The sequence below is a fragment of the Pseudomonas sp. PME37.24/025 genome (genome assembly GCF_055556615.1).
On the sequence record NZ_JBVHNK010000008.1, the window covers coordinates 227171 to 244295 of the forward strand.

Annotated in this window: 16 protein-coding genes and 1 pseudogene; 5 read left to right on the forward strand and 12 right to left on the reverse strand. The window is 53.3% G+C overall.

Annotation, left to right across the window (positions count from 1 at the left end; translation table 11 throughout):
* From ACZ3HH_RS16525 to ACZ3HH_RS16550, 6 genes are all read right to left on the reverse strand, one after another.
* Window positions 1-1287 (reverse strand): O-antigen ligase family protein, encoded by a 1287-nt coding sequence (locus ACZ3HH_RS16525; protein WP_465805879.1) that lies wholly within the window; start codon window positions 1285-1287, stop codon window positions 1-3.
* Window positions 1284-2417 (reverse strand): polysaccharide pyruvyl transferase family protein, encoded by a 1134-nt coding sequence (locus ACZ3HH_RS16530; RefSeq protein ID WP_465805881.1) that lies wholly within the window; start codon window positions 2415-2417, stop codon window positions 1284-1286. The genes ACZ3HH_RS16525 and ACZ3HH_RS16530 overlap by 4 nt, the downstream gene beginning before the upstream one ends.
* Before the next feature lie 32 nt (window positions 2418-2449).
* A complete protein-coding gene (locus ACZ3HH_RS16535; RefSeq protein WP_465805883.1) occupies window positions 2450-3433 on the reverse strand; it encodes a nitroreductase family protein in 984 nt (327 codons plus the stop codon).
* 38 nt (window positions 3434-3471) lie between these two features.
* Window positions 3472-4857 carry a flippase gene (locus ACZ3HH_RS16540; RefSeq protein ID WP_465805885.1) on the reverse strand — a complete coding sequence of 462 codons (1386 nt, stop codon included), beginning with the start codon at window positions 4855-4857 and terminating at the stop codon, window positions 3472-3474.
* Between the two features lie 123 nt (window positions 4858-4980).
* Complete coding sequence (locus ACZ3HH_RS16545; RefSeq protein WP_465805887.1) at window positions 4981-7209, reverse strand: polysaccharide biosynthesis tyrosine autokinase; 2229 nt, start codon at window positions 7207-7209, stop codon at window positions 4981-4983.
* 45 nt (window positions 7210-7254) lie between these two features.
* On the reverse strand, window positions 7255-7749 hold the full coding sequence (locus tag ACZ3HH_RS16550) for a low molecular weight protein-tyrosine-phosphatase (protein WP_465805889.1): 495 nt from the start codon (window positions 7747-7749) through the stop codon (window positions 7255-7257).
* A gap of 605 nt (window positions 7750-8354) precedes the next feature.
* On the opposite strand from ACZ3HH_RS16550, the gene galU reads away from it, so the two are divergent.
* The 3 genes from galU (at window position 8355) to rfaH (ending at window position 10199) form a co-directional block, all read left to right on the forward strand.
* On the forward strand, window positions 8355-9188 hold the full coding sequence (gene galU / locus ACZ3HH_RS16555) for a UTP--glucose-1-phosphate uridylyltransferase GalU (RefSeq protein ID WP_465805891.1): 834 nt from the start codon (window positions 8355-8357) through the stop codon (window positions 9186-9188).
* A gap of 76 nt (window positions 9189-9264) precedes the next feature.
* Window positions 9265-9696, forward strand: coding sequence for a phosphomannomutase (locus ACZ3HH_RS16560; RefSeq protein ID WP_465805893.1), 432 nt, complete (start codon window positions 9265-9267; stop codon window positions 9694-9696).
* Window positions 9693-10199, forward strand: a complete 507-nt coding sequence (rfaH, locus tag ACZ3HH_RS16565; protein WP_465805895.1) for a transcription/translation regulatory transformer protein RfaH — start codon at window positions 9693-9695, stop codon at window positions 10197-10199. The genes ACZ3HH_RS16560 and rfaH overlap by 4 nt, the downstream gene beginning before the upstream one ends.
* A 141-nt stretch (window positions 10200-10340) precedes the next feature.
* Here the strand turns inward: rfaH and ACZ3HH_RS16570 are convergent, their stop codons facing one another.
* Window positions 10341-11177 carry an undecaprenyl-diphosphate phosphatase gene (locus tag ACZ3HH_RS16570; protein WP_367372064.1) on the reverse strand — a complete coding sequence of 279 codons (837 nt, stop codon included), beginning with the start codon at window positions 11175-11177 and terminating at the stop codon, window positions 10341-10343.
* A gap of 324 nt (window positions 11178-11501) precedes the next feature.
* Between ACZ3HH_RS16570 and ACZ3HH_RS16575 the strand changes: the two genes are divergently transcribed.
* On the forward strand, window positions 11502-11918 hold the full coding sequence (locus ACZ3HH_RS16575; protein ID WP_465805898.1) for a hypothetical protein: 417 nt from the start codon (window positions 11502-11504) through the stop codon (window positions 11916-11918).
* On the opposite strand, the gene ACZ3HH_RS16580 is transcribed toward ACZ3HH_RS16575, so the two are convergent.
* The 5 genes from ACZ3HH_RS16580 to ACZ3HH_RS16600 all read right to left on the reverse strand — a co-directional run bounded on the left by ACZ3HH_RS16580 (window position 11912) and on the right by ACZ3HH_RS16600 (window position 16579).
* A complete protein-coding gene (locus ACZ3HH_RS16580; protein WP_465805900.1) occupies window positions 11912-12814 on the reverse strand; it encodes a universal stress protein in 903 nt (300 codons plus the stop codon). The genes ACZ3HH_RS16575 and ACZ3HH_RS16580 overlap by 7 nt on opposite strands.
* Before the next feature lie 202 nt (window positions 12815-13016).
* The gene (locus tag ACZ3HH_RS16585) at window positions 13017-13616 is read right to left on the reverse strand and encodes a serine protease (RefSeq protein ID WP_460148291.1); all 600 of its coding nucleotides are present in this window, start codon (window positions 13614-13616) and stop codon (window positions 13017-13019) included.
* Between the two features lie 338 nt (window positions 13617-13954).
* Window positions 13955-15175, reverse strand: coding sequence for an organoarsenical effux MFS transporter ArsJ (gene arsJ / locus ACZ3HH_RS16590; RefSeq protein ID WP_465805902.1), 1221 nt, complete (start codon window positions 15173-15175; stop codon window positions 13955-13957).
* A 9-nt stretch (window positions 15176-15184) separates the two neighbouring features.
* Window positions 15185-16189, reverse strand: a complete 1005-nt coding sequence (locus ACZ3HH_RS16595) for an ArsJ-associated glyceraldehyde-3-phosphate dehydrogenase (protein ID WP_465805904.1) — start codon at window positions 16187-16189, stop codon at window positions 15185-15187.
* A gap of 24 nt (window positions 16190-16213) precedes the next feature.
* Window positions 16214-16579 (reverse strand): metalloregulator ArsR/SmtB family transcription factor, encoded by a 366-nt coding sequence (locus ACZ3HH_RS16600; RefSeq protein WP_465805906.1) that lies wholly within the window; start codon window positions 16577-16579, stop codon window positions 16214-16216.
* A gap of 341 nt (window positions 16580-16920) precedes the next feature.
* Here ACZ3HH_RS16600 and ACZ3HH_RS16605 point away from each other — a divergent pair.
* Window positions 16921-17110 (forward strand): annotated as a pseudogene (locus ACZ3HH_RS16605) (cytochrome b/b6 domain-containing protein); the annotation flags it as partial.
* Window positions 17111-17125 lie beyond the last annotated feature (15 nt).

The following is a 17125-nucleotide window of genomic DNA, read 5'->3' on the forward strand; positions in this document are numbered from 1 at the left end:
TTAAGTTCTTTTAATGAGGGAGCGACTGAGTGTGGTGAACCGCTCGGTAAGCGCCAGGCACACCCAAAAAATGGCGATCGAATGTGCGGGAATAGTCTGACTCGAGAAGGTCATGGCCAGAAAAAAAGCCACCAGAGCGGCCCCAACTCTGACTTGATAACGATCGACACCTTGGTCAATCGCCAGTTTCCGGACAGCGGTCAAACTGCGCTTGATCACCAAAATAATGAATGCGAAGAAGACAATGAAACCGACGGCGCCCGTGTCATTGAGGATTGCCAAAGGCAAATTGGATATCCACGCACTGCGATGATTCTCTGAGCCGACCAACTCCGGCGCAAAAGAATAGATTTCACTGAAGCTGTAGATGCCATTTCCGAACAGGGGGTTTTCCAGGATGGAGTTCGCCGCCAATGCCCACATGATGAAACGTGTCTTGACTGAGTGGGTCCTGCCGATCAGCTCATAATCGCCAAAGGAAGAAGCAATGAAATAGGACAAAAGCGATATCACCGCCACCAACAGGGTTGCCCCCAACAAGTATTTCACCAAGTCCCTGTTTGTATATTTCCTTGGGTAACTCAGGCCGTGATATAGCCAGACGGAGATAATGTAGGAAACCCACGGTGCCCTCGAGAACGAAAAAAGTAAGGATGTGTGCAAGCCGATCACAAGCACCCACCACCATAATTTTCGGTAATAATTCAACGCCAGCACCGTTAAGGTGATAAGTGAGACAAATACCCCGAACAGATTGGCTTCATAAATCCCGCCACGGATACGCGTCCCTCCACTCCCTTCCTGCAGCCAGTGAACGGCCAAATCAGGAAGCGGAAACTTCAACAGTGAAAGCACGTAGATCAAAGACAAAACCGGGCCTGAAAACCATGCCAACAACAGATAGGATCTGGACTTGAAAATCGTAAAGGGATTAGCCTTTAACCAGATCACTACATAATAAAACGAAGCCGCCAAGAGTAACCCCGCATACATCTTCAGGGACCAAGCCTCCACCGGTCCGGAAGCTGATGCGTAAAATGCCAGCACAATCCAGACAGTCAGAATCACCCCTGTTTTTGGTAGACGCAGGGCAATATTCGAGCTAACCAACAGCAGTACGGCGATAAAGAAAATAGGGGCGGCTAGTAACCTTTCCAGTGTCAGGTTATTTCCGCCCAGCGACCATTCAATATTATTGAACACCACCGTGAAGCCAATGATGACTGCCAGCACATAACGCGGATTGATACTTGAGGATCGCAAGCTAGCGGCACGCTGACTCATCATGAAAATTCAATTGGTTTTTTTACTATTTTACTTGCAAGGGCACCATCAAGATAATTCCAGGTGGACTGCCTCAACACCTCCAACTGCTGATGACTGTGGGTAAAATCGATACGCTTTGCGACGATCGCGTTGACATCACTCAAACGGGTCACCAAACGATCGGTCAAACCGACTTTATCCAGAAGTCCCTTAATTCTGTTCAAACCACTTTCCGGCAATGCGGTAACAAATGGAATACCAAAGTTCAAGGCAAAGGCGGTGCCATGGAATGAATTGGTGATCACGAAGGACGCATTGGCGAATAGCGAAACATAATCAACTGGACTGGCATCCATTATGTGGCGATCACTTTTGTAGCCCAGGAATGGGTCTTGATCGATCGCCACAACTCGCAACCCCAAAACGGTCCTTATTTTGTTGATGGTCTCCCGGACCAAGGAATCTTTCTTCAGGGTATAAACAAGAATGTATTTATCAGCGTTGCCTGGCGCTAGACTGGAAAGCCGCAGGCTCTGCATCCACTCTTGCTTGTTAAGCATCAAGGTAGGATCCAGAGTGTGATCGACCTTTTGGTTGCCCAACATACTGCGCAGGTTTCGTGCCGTGTCTTCTTCCCGGACGGAAATGCTGTCAAAGGTCGACAATGCCTTTCTGACCATGAGTTCTTCTTCGTCAGAATAGCGGTAAGAGCCCGCACTTGAAGAGAACGAAACTTTCTTTTTCGCTCGGGAAAACGCCAGCATATAGTTTAAATCCAGCTCCCCCGTAATCATCGGGTTCCATATCTGGTCGCTGCCACACACCACGCAATCAAAGTCACCGGACAAAGTTTGAAGCGCTTGTAAATCCTGGCAAGCGGGAGTCAGTTTGTAGTGAACCCGCATAAACTCTCTAAACTTCGCGATCAACCTTCTACGAGGAATGATTCGGAAAAAATCCTTGCCGGCTCTGAAAATACTGCGCGGGTTACTGTCGACCCGAATCAGCTTTAACGTATTTTCCAGTTCCTTACTCTTGTAATCAATGATGTGGACGTCGCCATATTTCGATAACACATTCTGGCTGGCGAGTGCTTGTAGCGTTCCGCCATAGCTGTTGGCGTGATGTATGGTGATCAATGCAATTTTCAAGATACTGAGTCCTTTGTGACCAAGGGTAAGACTTACTGACCGGACAGCTTGGTAAACACTTCACTGACGGGGCGACGCGGAGAAGCACAGACCGTGTTCTGCTCGTTCGGATAACCTATCGCCAACATCATCATCACCGTGTGCTGCGGACTTATCTTGATCACCTTACGGAACTTGATGTCCGCCCTCCCCGACTGACTCCAGTTCAAGCAGCACGAGGCAATACCTATTGAATGCAACGCCAGAATCAACGACATGGAAAACATTCCGCCGTCGATCCAGTGTTGGTAGCGTTCTCGCGGGGAAACGAAAGCCCGTAGGTCGGTGGTTATAATCAGCAAATCTTTTATTTTGTGACCGAACCCTCGATTGCCATCTTGAAAAGCAAGGGCTTGTTGCGCCAACTCGTCCTCCAGATGATAAACATGCCACGATTGTCTATTACAGGCCGAAGGTGACTTCATGGCCATCTCCAAGGCTCTGCTTAACGCTTCGGCACTTATTTTTTCGTCGGAGAATTCCCGAAGCGAGTACCTGGACATAAAGAAATTTTCTGGAACGGCCAGTCGTCCTTTATCGAACGCTGTCTTGTCGTAGTTAATGGCCCCACTGTTTTCATAGAACGGAATTGATCGATTGCTCAGACTCTCGACTTTAATAAGGCGCTTTATAAGCTCGGCAGTTTTTTCTGGTTGATGGGCTATTTCCGCTTCAGCAAACTTCTTTAATACCGTGATAGCCACCAAATCGTGATAACCCGTACCATTGAGCGTGAATGACTTCTCCAACGCCTTGATAAGTGCATTGGCGCCCGCCCAACCAGAACCCGGCTTGCGGTTGGTAAAACTCAGGCTCTTTTCAAGGGTGTGGTACACCTTGACCATATAATAATTTCGAGCTTCTACCGAATTGAGTGAAGATCGCCATCCGGCATATCGGATATACCGACCCAAGTCATATAAAAAGCCAAACCCAGCTAGTACTGTCCGGGCATAGATTTTTGCGGCATCAATCATGAGAATTCATCTCCCGACTGTCGGTGATCATAAATAATTTAGGCATGGGGAGCGGCACCTGCTATTGAAACTTTGTTCTTGAAAACTAACCGTTGAGCGCCATAAAAATATAACGACAAGAGTAATAAATTACTGACAACGGTCGCTACTGCGGCACCTCGCAAGTCAAAGCGAGGAATTAAGATCAGATTAAGCAATACATTGATTACCGCCACCATCGCCATGTATTTAACTTTCACTTTCATGTGTTCCTGAGTCACCAATGTGGCACCAGCACTGAACGCCAGAAAAATGATCGGTGCCGACAGCGAAAGAATTTTCAAGATCGACGCAGCGTCTCGATAAGCCTCACCAAACAGCAGCGGTACTGCCCAGTCCGCACAAACCAGAATCGCCAGCATGGCCAACGTTCCCAGCAGCAGCATCAACCAGTTACCCTTTCGGTATATCTGATAGAACATGTCTCGATCATGGTTCGCCCAGCGGTGCATCTTGGGCAGCAGGAACCGCTGATAAATAACGCTCGGCAACAAATACACGGCAGTCATGATGGTGAACGCAACGCTGTAGATACCGGCGGCGCTATTACTTGAGAGATGTTTAAGCAAGATAATGTTGCTTTGAAAGTAAATCAGGTGCGAGAACGCCGCCACGCCAAATGGCCAACTGGCGCCGGCAACACTTAACATGCTCGGCCTCACCGATAGGGCCGTGAATTCTGTGGTCAGTTCGTGGCCCTTCAGGGTCAACTTCCCATTTGTCATATGCAACAACTGGGGAACGGCCAACAAAAAAAACACCACTGCAATGAGCGAAAAAAAGGCGGCGTAGTATTCCGCAGCTATCGGCGTGGCACTCATGACCGCCGTGACGAAGACCATTGAGCAACGAAGGAAATGCGGCAAAAACTGCCAAAGCGCCAAGTGCAAATATTTTTCTTCAAGCTGAAGTTTGCTGCTCACCAGTTCTACCGACAACTGTCCCAATATGTACAGGGAAAGGATCAACAGCAGGTTCTGCGTTAACCGGTCATGACTGGAATAAAGCGCCCACGCCACAATAGAGCAGATAAGAAACAAGGCACTTAAGGCGATGAACTGGAACGAAGGTTTCAACCAGCGTTTCGCCGCCCAGCCCTCTTGGCCAAAAGCCTTGAGCCAGTACTGCGATATCCCGAATCCCGCCAGAGGGGCGAGGAGCGTAATGGTGGTGAGTGCCGACGAAAAAGCACCGAAATCGTTGCTGCCCAACTTTCTCGCCAGGAATACCTGAGTGAGAAAGGCGAACCCGGCTCCCGCCAGGGAACCGATCCAGAGGAGCGAAATAGCTTTGAACGCTGTGGTTTTATTCATTGACCTGTCATTCGCAATCACGCTACCGCCCCAGGATTTTTCGTCATCTTCCTCAGGACGTGGCGTTTCCATGAAATATCGGTTTGATCATGCCTATTGGCTAATGACCCGGCGCAGCAATAAACGATAAAAACTCAAGAGCAACAGCAACACCGTCAAAAATCCGAACTTATGACGCGACCTGTTTAATAGCCATCAACTTTTGTCGGAGGCGTAGTCATAGTGGTAATAACCATAATCACTGTAACCATATTTATTGGAGGCCTTTTTCTCCACGCCGTTAAAAATCGCACCTTTAATGGCAACGCCATTCTGGGAAAACCGGCGGACCGTCAATTCGATTTCTTTCGCCGGGTTCAGGCCATAGCGCGTCACAATCAAGTTGGTCCCGGACAAGCGCCCGACAATCGCCGCGTCTGTTACCGCTAGTAGAGGCGGCGTATCGAGAATCACCAGATCGTATTGCTTACTCGCCTGCTCCAATAGCGCGCTGAAATTGGCGTGCATCAGTAACTCGGAAGGATTTGGCGGGATCTGGCCTCGACTGACAAAATCGAAGTTGTCGATTTCGGTCTTATGGATGGCAGTGGCCACATCGCAGCGCCGGGCCAGAATATCGGAGAGCCCATTATCTGAACCAACACCTAACACTTTGTGCAGATAGCCTTTGCGCATGTCGACGTCGATCAACAATACCCGCAACCCGGTTTGTGCTATCACCACCGCGAGGTTGACCGACACGAACGTTTTACCTACCTGAGGACTCGGCCCGGAAATCATCAGGCGATTGTTGTCAGCCTCATGCATGGCGAAGTGCAGACTGGTCCGCAAACTGCGCAACGCCTCAATTGCCAGATCGGTGGGATGACTGACAGCCAGCAAAGTAGAACCTGCCCCGGAACGCCCTCGTCCGCGGGAGACTTTGTCGTCTTCGGTTTTCTGCAGAGCGCTGTAAGGAATCGACGCGTAGACCGGCAACCCAAGTTGCTCAATGGCTTCCGGGCTTTCCAATCCCCGGTTCAGCGCCTTGCGTACCAGCACCAGGGCCACCGCCAGGAAGCCGCCAAGAATGGTCGCGATCAGTACAATCAAAGCTTTTTTCGGTTTGACCGGCTTGAGGTAATTGACGTCCGCAGTGTCGATCAGACGCACGTTACCGACGGTGCCCGCGCGCATCACATCCAGTTCCTGAGACTTGTTCAGTAGCTGGGTATAAATGGCTGTACCGACCTCTACGTCCCGGGTAAGGCTCAGCAGTTCTTGCTGGGTTGAAGGAAGGCTCTCCACCTTGGACGCCAAACTTTTCTGCTTGCTACTCAACTCACCGATCTGGCTCAACAATGCGCGATAGGCGGGATGTTGGCGGGTGAATTTGCGGTCCATTTCGGCTTGCTGCAACTTCAACTCGGAGATGCTGGTATCAAGCCCGACAATCTGATCGAGAATGGCTTTGGTTTCTAGCGTGATGTCCACGGACTTGCTGCGCGTCTGGTATTCATTCAAGGCATTTCCGGCTTTTTCCAGGTCCTTCTTGACCACCGGAAGTTGCTCTTTGAGAAACGCCAGGCTCTGCGCTGCCTCAGCCGAAGTGCGCTCTACGTTTTGCCGCACATAAATAGCGGCAATTTCATTGAGTATTTTAATGGCTTGGTCCGGATCTGTACTTTCCAGCGCGAGACCGATCATGCCCGACTCTTTTCCGCGCTCGACTACATCCAACGCCTCTTGATAGTCGAGGATGCTGGTCAGGCGAGAATTGCGGATGATTCTGAAGCGGGTTCCAGGATTGGCGTGCATTTCTTCTATCTGAAACGCAACGCCATTTTGTTCGAAAAGTTGTCCCGCCTGGCTGGCTGCCAATAAGTTGTCGTCTTCGTCTACCAGGGTGTAATGACCATTTTCACCCGCGGTCAGGGTTAGCTTCTTGCCCAGTTGCGAGTCGGGAAGATCCAGTTTGAATATCTTCAGCGACTCCCCTCCCCACGCGAAACTGTTCAACCCCAACAAGGGGTCGGCTATTTCACCGGGATTATTATTCTGGAATCGACGCGCCAGGAACTCACCGACCACCGGGAAATACATGGGTTGTATGACAATATCAAGTTTCAAGTTGTCGACGGTTTTGCCAATCACGGAGCGGGACTGGATCAACTCGATCTCGGTGGCCGAAGGAGACTCCTTGCCCAGCATGCTGCCGATATCCGAGAAGCCCAGCAAATCATTCTTCTTCGCTTCAACCTGCAACAGCGCATTCGCCTGGAATACCGGGGTCGCCAGCACTGCGTATGCGGCCCCGGCCACCATGAAGGCACCGGTAACTGCGGCAATCAGCCATTTATGGTCGATAAGTGTCCCAAACAAGCCGAGAAGATCAATCTCGTCATTGTCGTCGTCCCGCACATTGACTACCGGTGCTTGCTGCATAAGTCGGATTCTTTGCCTGTATTACGATTCAAAAAGGAGTGGCCATCAGCGCGCCAGGCGCTGTGCCCATGCGAGTACGGCTTCTTCGATCAACGCATAAGCGTGCACAAAAGCAGGTTTGCCTTGACGGTAGGGGTCGCTGATTTCGCGATCGTCTTGCCATTTGCCCAGTAGCAACACTTTGCCTCGCGCTTCGGGGGCAATGTTGAGTACTCCGCTGACATGCCGTCGCTCCATCACCAGAATCAAGTCCGCCTCGCTGACGGCTTGAGAGGTGAGTTGAACGGCCTCATGCCCATCGGGCTGATGACCATGCTCCGTGAGTACAGCGTGTGCCGTCGGCTCGATGGGCTTGCCCGCCAAGGCAGCAAGGCCAGCCGAACTGACCTCGATATCGGAATGAACGAGTGCCCCGCGCAGCAGATGCTCCGCGGTGGGACTGCGGCAAATATTGCCGACGCAGACAATCAAAACCCTTTTAAGCAAGATAACATTCCCCGTCTTGTCAACATTGGCGGTGACATAGCACTTGCCGAACATAAGAGCTTTAAACTACGAATGAGGCCGGGTATTGATCAACCCGGCAAATGCAGCTGCAACTTTAAAAACAATCAGTGCGTATTTATTACCATGACGTTTGAACAGCCCCCAACTTTTTCTTCAGACAAAAAATAACATTTCACTCTTTAAGCTCTGAAAATAACAGTTCAAAAATTTATCCAGACGATTTATAACAATTACCGTTTTCCCGCGACCGTTCAATCTAAATTACACCGAAATAGAGAGTAGCTAATATATAGCTGTTCCGTTAGTGCATTGCCAGGGCGTCAGACATTCGGTTAGAAGTTGGGTATAGAGATGCCTTGGGCAATAACTTTGTTTACAGCGGGTTGCGTCAGGAGCATGCCATGGAACCACCAGGCCTGCTCGCCAGCCAATCGACCGCCCGATCGTTCTCTCTGCCCTCGCCTCGCGCGAAACATGGCGTACAGGCCTTTCGCTGCCCCTGCAGCGTTGCCAAGATTTTTCACGAGTGATCGAGCCATTTAGAGCCCGCACTCTCCAGCGTGCCGGTTCCGACAGCCTAGTCGAACCTTTCCTACTGCCATTTGCCACTCCATCTGTCTACTTTCAAGGACGTTTCCATGATTCGTAAATGCCTGTTCCCCGCTGCCGGCTATGGGACCCGCTTTTTGCCCGCCACCAAGGCCATGCCGAAGGAGATGCTGCCGATCGTCAACAAGCCGCTGATCCAGTACGCCGTTGAGGAAGCGCGCGACGCCGGCCTGCAACATATGGCCATCGTCACCGGCCGGGGCAAGCGAGCGCTGGAGGATCATTTCGATGTCAGCTTCGAGCTGGAACACCAGATTCGTGGCACCGATAAGGAGCGATTCCTGGAAGGCACTCGTGAGCTGATCGATAACTGCACTTTTTCCTACACCCGTCAGGTGGAGATGAAGGGCCTGGGGCACGCCATTCTCAGCGGTCGTTCGTTGATCGGTGATGAGCCATTCGCCGTGGTGCTGGCCGACGACCTGTGCCTGAACCTGGAGGGCGATGGCGTACTGGCGCAAATGCTCAAGCTCTATGAGCAGTTCCGTTGTTCGATTGTGGCGATTCAGGAAGTGCCCCGTGAGCAAACTCAGAAGTACGGCGTGATTGCCGGCGAGCTGATTCGCGAGGGTATTTACCGGGTCAACAGCATGGTCGAAAAGCCTAGCCCGGAAGACGCCCCGTCTAACCTGGCCATTATCGGTCGCTACATTCTGACCCCCGATATCTTTGACCTGATCGCTGACACCGAGCCTGGCAAGGGCGGTGAAATCCAGATCACCGACGCATTGATGAAGCAGGCCCAGAACGGCTGCGTGCTGGCTTATCAGTTCAAGGGCCGACGTTTCGATTGCGGTGGCGCCGAAGGTTACATCGAAGCCACCAACTTCTGTTTCGAGCATCTGCATCAGAACACCTTGTGACAGCGTTGACCCCAGACAAGCGCGTGCGTTATCGAATCGATTTTTCGGTCTTTATTTCCCTATGGACGAAGCCTCTATGAAGACATTGAGCGGTTTCAAGGCAGGTGACAGTCGCCGCCCGTATGGCGCTGACCTTAAGAACAATCTCGCGTACCGCATCGTGCGCGCCTATGCGTCGGAACTGATCTTTTCCCGTATGCAGAAACCGCCGGTGCTGCTGGTGGAGCGCATCGGTGCGTTCCCCTCCTCCGGGGAAATCCACCGTCACGTCAAGGATGGTCCGACGTTGCTGGCGAGCATCAGGCAGCGTTACGCCGCCGACGCCCTCGACATCGACGAGAGCGATGGGCTGAGCCTGGTCTTTGCCGACTGGCGTCTCAGCTTGCGTCTTCTGGACGATGGTTGCGTGATTTGCCTGACCGTGGAAAGTCGCGGCGACAGCTCGCTCATGCAGCACAAAACCGCCGAACTACTGGGGCAAATCGATGCAGGGAGGGAATTTGAATGAACGCGATTGCAGAACACGCCGACAAAGCCTGGTATCTGCTTCAGTGCAAACCCAAACAGGATGAGCGCGCCGAAGAACATTTACAGCGCCAGGGCTATGCCTGTTTTCGCTCGACCTACCGGCGTGAGCGCGTTTTGCGCGGGCAGCGTCGAGTGATCAGTGAGTCTCTGTTTCCGGGTTATCTGTTTATTCAACTAAGCCTTCAGGACAGTTGGGGCCCGCTACGCTCGACCCGCGGCGTTTCGCGCGTCGTCGGGTTCGGCGGCCAGCCACTGCCTATCCGCGATGCGCTGATCGACGAGCTCCAGGAACGAGACAGCCAGGCGATCGTGCAAACGCTTTTGCGGCACGGAGACACGGTGCGCATCACTGAAGGCCCGTTCTCCGATCTCGAGGCGGTGTTCCTGGCCATGGACGGCGAGGAACGGGTGCTGCTGATGATGAATTTCCTGCAGCGTGAACAACACATCAGCCTGCCACTGGCTGGGGTGAACAAGATTTAGATCCACCCGGAGTCTTGAGTCAAAGAAACCTGTGGCGAGGGAGCTTGCTCCCGCTTGAGTGCGTAGCACTCACAAAAATCGGTTGTCAGATTTTTGGGGCCGCTACGCAGCCCAACGCGAGCAAGCTCGCTCGCCACAGACCTACGCCCCTTCCGAGAGATGATTCCAGTCGACCCAACCCAAAAACCACGTCGCCAGGATCAGTAAACCGAACGCGATCCGATACCAGGCGAACACCGCATAACTATGGTTGGCGATGAACTTGAGCAAACCGCGCACGGCAATCATCGCAAAGAGAAATGCGGCAACAAACCCCAAGGCAAACACCGGCAAATCTGCGGACTGGAACAGGTCGCGGTATTTATAGCCCGAGTACACTGCGGCCCCCACCATCGTCGGCATCGCCAGGAAGAATGAAAACTCGGTAGCCGTCTTGCGCGACAGGCCAAACAGCAACCCGCCGATAATCGTCGAACCCGAGCGCGAAGTGCCGGGGATCATCGCCAGGCACTGTGCGCAACCGACTTTCAAGGCATCGGTCCAGCGCATTTCGTCCACGTGATCGATAACCACCACATGCTCACGTTGCTCCGCCCACAACATGATGATTCCACCTATCACCAGCGCCACGGCCACGGTGATCGGGTTGAACAGATACTCATGGATTTTGTCGGCGAACATCACACCCAGAACAACCGCCGGCAAGAATCCGATCAATAAATTCAGTGTGAAACGTTGCGCATTACGCTGGGTCGGCAAGCCGCTGGTGATCTCCAGAATCTTGTGACGAAACTCCCAGACGACCGCCAGAATAGCGCCCAACTGAATGATGATATTGAACGCCATGGCTCGCTCACCGCCGAAGTCGAGCAAGTCCGCGGCAATAATCTGGTGTCCCGTACTGGAGATGGGCAAGAACTCTGTGAGCCCTTCAACCAGCCCTAGAATCGATACTTGCGTAGTGGTCCAGAAGTCCATTAATCCCCCGTTAAACCCTCTCGGCTGAAAGGTCTGTTGATGATGCCGAGCATTTGATCCTGATCACGATTAAACCTGTCGGACCAGCGGAGAATTAAAGCGCACTCTCTGCCTGCTTTAGCCAAACGTTATAAAACGTCCATGTCGGAGCGCCGGGTCCGGTCTCCTGAAAATGGCCTACGCCTGAGAATAAAATTGTTTTACAGGACTGATACTTGTGAGCCTCAAATCTAGCGATGCCACTCATCGTCGGATCGTTGACGTTTTGATTTGGGGCGCGCGCAATGTCCTACCCAAAAATGATCGCCCAAGAGAAAACTCCATATGGCAAAGATCGTAGTACTCGCCGGTGACTTCCCGCAGGGCGACGGGGAATATCACCTTGGAACCATCACCCTCAAAACGTCCCTCAAACCCCGGGTTGGAACCAGCTTCCCGGTCTCTGAATTTAAAGATCTAACCATTCAGAACACTGATTCCAACAAGAATATAAAGTCCGCCATAGGCTTGGGGCTCGCGGGTGCCATGTTGCTCGGTCCCGTTGGGGCCATTGCCGGTTTTCTACTCGCCGGAAAAAGCACCGAGGTGACCTTTATGGCCACACTGAAGGACGGTGGAAAGCTGCTCGCGGCGACCGATAGTGACACCTACCGGGATATCTCGGCACGCGCCCTCAAAAAATCCCGAGCCGGCCGCCGAGGCCCCCTTACCAGGTCACTTAGCAGTGCATCCATTCATTGATCCGTTTGCCCGGTGACGGCGAGAATGTTGCAGGGCACCCGATACAACACATGCTCCGTGGTACTGCCCACCCACTTGTCTAGCCCCTTGCGATGCGCATTTCCCATGACTATCACGTCGGCCCGGTGATGCGCAGCAAAGTCGGCCAGCGCTTTACCTGGCGGCCCTGCAACGAAGTGTTGCCGTTCGGTGGGCACGCCGTAGTGATCGGCCAATGCAATGAATGACCTGTGCAAAGACTTGCGCACGTCGCTGTTAAAGCCAGGCATCGTCACTGCACCCGCGCCCGCATCGGATATATGCGTCTGCGATAGATCGTAGGCATACAGCAGGTGCATTTCTGCATTGCATTGCGTTGCCAGTTCGTTTGCAGCCTGGATGATCAAATCGTTGATTCCAATGATCTGAGTCTCTGGGTGCGACGGATCGACTGCCGCCACGATCACGCGCGGAAGTGGGCAACTGACTTCGCTGACCAGATGGACAGGCACCGGACACTCGCGCAGTAGATGCCAATCCAGAGGCGTGATGAAAACGCGTTTGAGCGCCGACTCATGCTGCACGTCCTTGATAACCAGATCCGCCTGCGTTGTTGCCACGTGCTGAAGGATCTCTTGCAGAGCGTCGCGCGTGAAAAGCACCTCGGTACTCAAGTTGATTCCGCGCCCGCGAATTATATCGGCCTCATCCTTGAGCCATTTCTCGTTCTCTTGCTGACAAGCTTCACGAAACCGTGCACTGGCGTGGATCAAACCCAAGATGTTGAAGTCTTCGATAAACACCGTGATATGCAGCGCTGCGCCAGTCGCTTCGGCAATGGCGACGGCCCGCTGCAGCGCCGGCGTGTGACGCATGGTGGGACCGGCTATTAGAAAGAGTCGTTGATATTGGCTCATGTCACACCTCCAAACGTTCTGGGATATCTGCTAGCCCCCCCAGCCTCTCGTCTGTCACACCGTCAGCGATCTGCTATCGCCTCAATGATCAGGATCGACACAATCAATATACGCCTGGATTCAACTAACCAACCAAGATGTAGCTCATCGCGCCCAATACGATGATCCACACCCTGGCGGCTAATTGATTGACGATGCGAAGTTACTTCTTCGCGTACTTCGCGCCGTGCGGATCGTTAAGCTTCACCTGCATCAGTTCCCATTCACGCTGAATGATCGAGTAAGGGATAAAGATACTGACCCTCTCAGCCCCCTTTAACCCGGGGTGAAAACTAACATCGTGGAGTGTGGTGGAGAAAAAGCCGACATTGATACCGACAATGCTACCGTCATTGCCGATGACGGGACCACCCGACATCCCCTTTATCATCGGGGCATCATGGATGGCATAGCGTTCGCCGCTGCCTTCCTCGCTATTGATGAAAGGCGCCGGGTACACTTTGCCTTGCCCGGTGACGGTCGTCATGTAGGGACTCGCCCCCACGGCAGTGATGTGTTCACCCACACGCGGTGCGCGCCATGACGGATAGCGGCCGTCGGCCTTGTGCTGGATGAAAACAAGGTCGCAGCCAGTGCTGCAGCTGTATTCCACGTGGCGGATGAGGGGGGTGTGGCGGGTGGTGACGGCATAGTCTTCGTTCCATTGCACGGCCGAGGCCATGTACAGATAAGGCAAAGGAAAGCCCGAGAAGACTGAAAAATATGAATCATTGGCAGGCCCCGACAAGTCGGGTTTTACCATACCGTTGCATCCTGCAATACCAGCTCCTATTAAAAAGTAGGTCATGAATTTAATCATGATGATCACCGACTTATAAGGAGGATTAGATTTTTATTGTGGCGAGACTTTTAGTTGTCAGGTTCTTGTAGTTTTCCTCGCAGCGGCCGGGTGCGTTTATTTATGGCTGAACCTGTAACAAATGCGTACGAATAAATTGTGCTAAGACCAATTGCTTTTCGATACATATAACAAACTTCAATCATTTGACGCCTGAAAAATGGCACACGCATGAATAACATACTGGAAATCAAACTTTCATAGTTTAAGTAAAGCGCGTGAAACAGCCGCTTTCAGGGCATTTAACGCACTTCGGCATGCCTCGGTAACGCCACGGAGATCAATGCCGCGAAAATAACAAACAGGCTGGATATCCATAGACACGCCTCCAGCCCGAAAGCCTGATAAACCCAGCCGGAGAGCACGGTGCCGATCAGCCGTCCCATGGCGTTGGACATGTAGTAGAAACCCACGTCCAGCGACACGCCGTCTTCTTTGGCATAGGAAACGATCAGGTAGCTGTGCAGCGAGGAGTTCACCGCGAACAGCGCACCAAAGACCATCAATCCGCCTAACAGCACCCCCTGTTGCGATAACCCGGTGTTCAGCCCCACGGCGATTGCCGCCGGCAGGCCTGCCAGAGCAAGCGCCCATAGAAAGGCCGCACGGCCATCGGGGACATGCCCTCGTTTCTTACCCGTAATGCGCGGCGCGAACGATTGCACGATGCCGTAGCCGATCACCCAGGCCGCCAGAAACCCGCCAACCTTCCAGAAGTCCCAGCCAAAGACGCTGCTCAAGTACACCGGCAACGCCACGACAAACCAGACATCGCGAGCACCAAACAGAAACATTCGGGCCGCTGACAGAATGTTGATGGCCCGGCTTTTGGACAAGATGTCGCGAAACCTGGGCTTGGCTTTGGCCTTGCCCAGATCCTTTTTTAACAGAATCAAGCTGCTGACCCAGATCAGCGCCAGAACACCCGCCATGGCCAGCAGTGCTCCCTTGAAACCTATCAGGGCGAGTAATGCGCCGCCGAGAAAGAAACCGACGCCTTTGAGTGCATTCTTCGAGCCGGTGAGGATGGCAATCCATTGATACAGCGTGCCCTGCTGCCCATCGGGCACTAACAGCTTGATCGAGCTTTTGGCGCTCATTTTGTTCAGGTCTTTGGCGATCCCCGACAACGCCTGCGCACCCATCACCCAAGGAATCGTCAGCCAGGCCACTGGCACGGTCAGCATCAACAGCGCCACAACCTGCATCCCCAACCCGATGTTCATGGTCCGGTTCAAGCCCAGTCGAGCACCAAGATAACCGCCCACCAGGTTGGTGATCACGCCAAACAGTTCGTAGAACAGAAACAACGCCGCGATTTGCAGCGGGCTGTAGCCCAACGCGTGAAAGTGCAGCACCACCAACATGCGCAAAGCACCGTCGGTGAGGGTGAAGGCCCAGTAATTGCCCGTCACGAGCAGGTACTGCCGCACTGGCGGAGCGAGGGCTGACAACGCTTTCATCACCGCTCCTTAAACGGCCAGGCCGACCATTCTGGCCAGTTCGACGGTGCGGTTCGCGTAACCCCATTCATTGTCGTACCAGGCATAGAGTTTGACCTGGGTGCCGTTGATGACCATCGTCGACAGCGCATCGATGATCGATGAGCGCGGATCGGTGCGGTAGTCGATGGACACCAGCGGACGCTCCTCGAAACCGAGGATGTCTTTCAGTTCGTTCTCGGACGCGTCCTTGAGGAACTGATTCACTTCTTCAACCGTGGTGACGCGTTCGACTTCAAAGACACAATCGGTCAGCGAAGCGTTGGCCAACGGTACGCGCACGGCGTGGCCATTCAGGCGCCCGCGCAATTCCGGGAAGATTTCGGCAATGGCGGTGGCCGAGCCGGTGCTGGTCGGGATCAAACTCATGCCCGACGCACGGGCACGGCGCAGATCCTTGTGGGGTTGGTCGAGGATGCTTTGAGTGTTAGTCAGGTCGTGGATGGTGGTGATCGAGCCGTGGCGAATGCCCAGCTTCTCGTGGATCACTTTAACCACCGGCGCGAGACAGTTGGTGGTGCATGACGCGGCGGTGATGATGCGATGTTCCGCCGGGTTGAACAGCTGATGGTTGACGCCCATGACGATGTTCAGCGCGCCCTTCTCCTTCACCGGCGCGCTGACCACCACACGTTTAACGCCCTGGTCGAGGTAAGCCTGAAGCACCGCAACGGTCTTCATCTTGCCGCTGGCTTCAATCACCAGATCGCAGCCCGACCAATCGGTATCGGCAATCGCCTTATTGGCAGTGACGTTGATGCGTTTGCCGTCGATGACGATGCTGTCGCCTTCGGAGTCGGCCTGGTAATTCCAACGACCATGCACCGAGTCGAAGTTCAGCAGGTGCGCATGCGTTGCCGCGTCGCCTGCCGGATCGTTGATCTGCACGAACTCGAATTCTGGCCAGCTCCAGGCTGCGCGCAGAGCGAGGCGACCGATGCGGCCAAAACCATTGATGCCTACTTTGATAGTCATTTTGTTGTGCTCTGTCTTTGTTGTTCATCGAACCGGGCAGCAGGCCGCTGCCCGTTCGGGACGGTCACCCATTTCTTCAAGGCGTTTGGCATCCGGGTTCAACCAGTGCCCGTTGGATTCGAGCACCACGGTCAGCACCTGATGCACCCAGCCCGGCAGATCCGGGTGCAGTCGGTAATAAACCCATTGGCCCTGCCGACGGTCCGAGAGCAATCCGCATGTGCGCAACTGCGCCAGGTGCCTGGAGACTTTGGGCTGGCTCTCATTCAACGCACAGGTCAACTCGCAGACGCACAGTTCTCCCTCACGGGCGATGAGCAGCATCATGCGGACGCGGTTGTCGTCAGCCAGGCATTTGAAAACAGTGGTCGGCGTCAGTTGGTCAGCCATTTGGGTTTCTCAGCGTTTTGTGTTCGCGCATCAAAGGTGCGGATAGGTATATGCGTTTTTGCGAATATACGTTTTCCCGCATGTATGGGTCAACGGCAAATGTGCCAGAGCGAGCTTGCTCCGGGCGGCGTTCCGACGTTGGGCTGCGTAGCGGCCCCAAAGACCTGACAACAATCGTCGATTTTTTATGGGTGCTACGCACTCAAGCAGGAGCAAGCTCCCTCGCCACAGCTTTCTGTGACTCAAGGTTTACTTCAGTGAATAGCAACACAGTGACAACGTTTCAAAGCACGACTAACCTTCGGCGCGCGAAAGTTATTGATAATTTCTCGCGTTGCCGGACAGGTTTTTTGATGGAAGAAAGTGGACTATTTCTGGGGCGAAGACTGGCTACGCGATGTCCACGAGTTTATGGCCAATGCACTGCTCGCGCTGGTTTGCGTGCATATCGTCGCAGCGTTGGTGGAAAGCCTGCGCTTGCGTGAAAACCTGCCTCTGTCGATGATCACGGGCCATCGACGTAAGCGCTAGCTCTCAAAGATTCCT